We start from the raw sequence: 2,819 nt of genomic DNA, 5'->3' as shown, positions 1-2,819 counted from the left end.
CCCCCGCCCCGCCCTGCGCGGGGACCTCACCGCCCTGCGGCCCGTCACTGCCCTGCGGCCCGTCACCGGCCGGCGGCTGCCCGCCGCCCCCTCCGCCACCGCCGTCGTCCGGCCCGTCCGGGCCCGGATCCGGCTCGTCGTCGCCGAACTCCTCCAGCGTCTCGTCCAGTTTGTCCTCGTCGAGGCCCGGCGCGTCGAACGGGTTGCGCCGCCGCCGGTGCGGGAGCGCCAGCAGCGCCGCCTGCCGCACGTCCTCGGCCAGCACGTCCGTCCGCCCCGCCCAGGCCGCCAGCGCGGTCGCGGTGCGGGCCATCACGATGTCCGCCCGCATGCCGTCCACCTCGAAGGCCGCGCAGGTCGCCGCGATCTGCCGCAGCGCCCCGTCCCCCAGGCGCACCGACGGCAGCAGCTCCCGCGCCGCCACGATCCGGGCCCGCACGGCCGCCTCCTCGTCGGCCCACCGGGCGGCGAAGGCGGCCGGGTCGTCGTCGTGGGCGAGCCGCCGCCGCACGACCTCCACCCGCTCGTCGGGCTCCCGCGAGGCGGCCACCTCGACGGTCAGCCCGAACCGGTCCAGCAACTGCGGCCGCAGCTCCCCCTCTTCGGGGTTCATCGTCCCCACGAGCAGGAAACGCGCCGCGTGCCGCACCGACACACCCTCGCGCTCGACGTACGAGGCGCCCATCGCGGCGGCGTCCAGCAGCAGGTCGACCAGGTGGTCGTGGAGCAGGTTGACCTCGTCGACGTAGAGGATCCCGCGGTGCGCGTCGGCCAGCAGGCCCGGCTCGAACGCCTTCACGCCCTCCGAGAGCGCCCGCTCGATGTCGAGGGCCCCGACCAGCCGGTCCTCGGAGGCGCCGACGGGCAGTTCCACCATGCGCGCGGCCCGCTCGGTGCCGCCGCCCGGCTCGTGGGGGCCGTCCGGGCACGTGCCGTCGGGCGCCGCCGGGTCGCAGGAGAAGCGGCAGCCCGCGACCACCGTCACCGGCGGCAGCAGTGCCGAAAGGGCCCGCACCGCCGTGGACTTGGCGGTGCCCTTCTCCCCGCGCACCAGCACACCGCCGACCGCCGGGGAGACGGCGTTCAGCAGCAGTGCCAGCCGCAGGTCGTCCTGCCCCACCACCGCGGTGAACGGAAAGGGAATGCTCATGTGTCGTTGCCCTCCGAGTCGCCGACGTCCGCGTCGCCGTGTCCGTGTGCGTGCCGGTGTGTGTCTGTCCCGCCGTGCCTGCCGGTGGCGGCCGGGGCGGGGCTCACGCGGGCGCCCCCGGCGCGAGGAACGGCAGCCCGTCCGGCGCGCCCGACTCCACGAGCCGCCACAGGGCGTCCGTGTCCGCGTGCTGTTCGATCAGGTCGCCGAGCCGGTCGAGCTGCTCCTCGCGCAGCGCGGCGAACGACGTGTCCGCAGCGGGGACGAAACGCCGCCCCGCCGCTGCCGCCACCTCGCGCAGGAACGCCCGCCGGAAGCCGTCCGACTCCAGCGAGCCGTGCCAGTGCGTGCCCCAGACCTGCCCCGCACGGCAGCCGTCCAGGAAGGGGTCGCCGCCGGTGACCTCGGCGACGCCGTGATGGATCTCGTAGCCCTCGACCCGCTCGCCCAGCGCCTCACCGGCCGGCCGGGCCAGCGTCTTCTCCGGGGCGAACCGCACCCGCACCGGCAGCAGCCCCAGCGCGTCGACCCGCCCGGCCCGGCTCTCCACGTCGTCCTCGATGTGCTCGCCGAGGATCTGGAAGCCGCCGCAGATGCCCAGCACCGGGCGCCCCTCGGCGGCCCGCCGCCGCAGCGCCCCGGCCAGGCCGCGCTCGCGCAGCCAGCGCAGGGCCCGCACCGTGCCGCGGGTGCCGGGCACCACGACGAGGTCGGCGTCGGCCAGTTCCTCCGGCCGGTCCACGAACCGCACCACCACGCCCGGTTCGGCGGCCAGCGCGTCGACGTCGGTGAAGTTCGACATCAGCGGCACCGCGCACACCGCCACGCGCAGCACGTCCGCACCGGCCGGCGCGGCCACCGCCGACTCCCGCACGGCACCGCGCAGCGACACCCGCAGCCCGTCCTCCTCGTCGATGCCGAGCCCGTGCCGGAACGGCAGCACGCCGTACGTCCGCCGCCCGGTCAGGCCGCGCAGCATGTCCAGCCCCGGCTCCAGCAGCGACACGTCGCCCCGGAACTTGTTCACCAGGAACCCGGCGACCAGCTCCTGGTCCTCCCGGGACAGCAGGGCCACCGTGCCGAAGAACGAGGCGAACACACCCCCGCGGTCGATGTCGCCGACCACCAGCACCGGCAGCCGGGCACCCCGCGCGAGACCCATGTTGACGATGTCCGTGCGCCGCAGGTTGATCTCGGCCGGGCTGCCCGCCCCCTCGCAGATCACCGCGTCGTACGTGCTCCGCAACTGCTCCAGGCAGTCCAGCACCGTGCCGAGCAGCCGCTGCTGGCGCCCGTCGTGGTAGCCGCGCGCGCTCAGCTCGCCGACCGGCCTGCCGAGCAGCACCACCTGACTGCTCCGGTCCCCGCCCGGCTTGAGCAGCACGGGGTTCATCAGCGCGGTCGGCTCGATCCGGCACGCCTGCGCCTGCATGGCCTGCGCCCGGCCGATCTCCGCCCCCTCGCGGGTGACGAAGGAGTTCAGCGACATGTTCTGCGCCTTGAACGGCGCCACCGCGACACCCTGCCGCGCCAGCCACCGGCAGATGCCCGCGGTCACCACGCTCTTGCCCGCGTCCGACGTGGTCCCGGCGACCAGCAGGCCGCCCCCGCGCCCGCTCACCGCCCGCGCCCCCGCGCCAGGAGCCGCGCGGCGGCGCCCACGCCGAGC

The 2,819-nt window shown here is 76.3% G+C and carries 2 protein-coding genes; both read right to left on the bottom strand.

Annotated features, from left to right (window positions below):
* Positions 1-1,150, bottom strand: a 1,150-nt coding sequence (locus tag G3I53_RS14185) for an ATP-binding protein (RefSeq protein ID WP_203617082.1), incomplete at its 3' end; no start/stop codon positions are given.
* 103 nt (positions 1,151-1,253) lie between these two features.
* Complete coding sequence (locus G3I53_RS14180; protein ID WP_164438403.1) at positions 1,254-2,771, bottom strand: cobyric acid synthase; 1,518 nt, start codon at positions 2,769-2,771, stop codon at positions 1,254-1,256.
* Positions 2,772-2,819 lie beyond the last annotated feature (48 nt).

Source organism: Streptomyces sp. SID14436 (assembly GCF_010548465.1).
In the GTDB taxonomy this organism is placed as follows: Bacteria; Actinomycetota; Actinomycetes; order Streptomycetales; family Streptomycetaceae; genus Streptomyces.
This window is presented reverse-complemented; position numbering and strand designations above follow the sequence as displayed.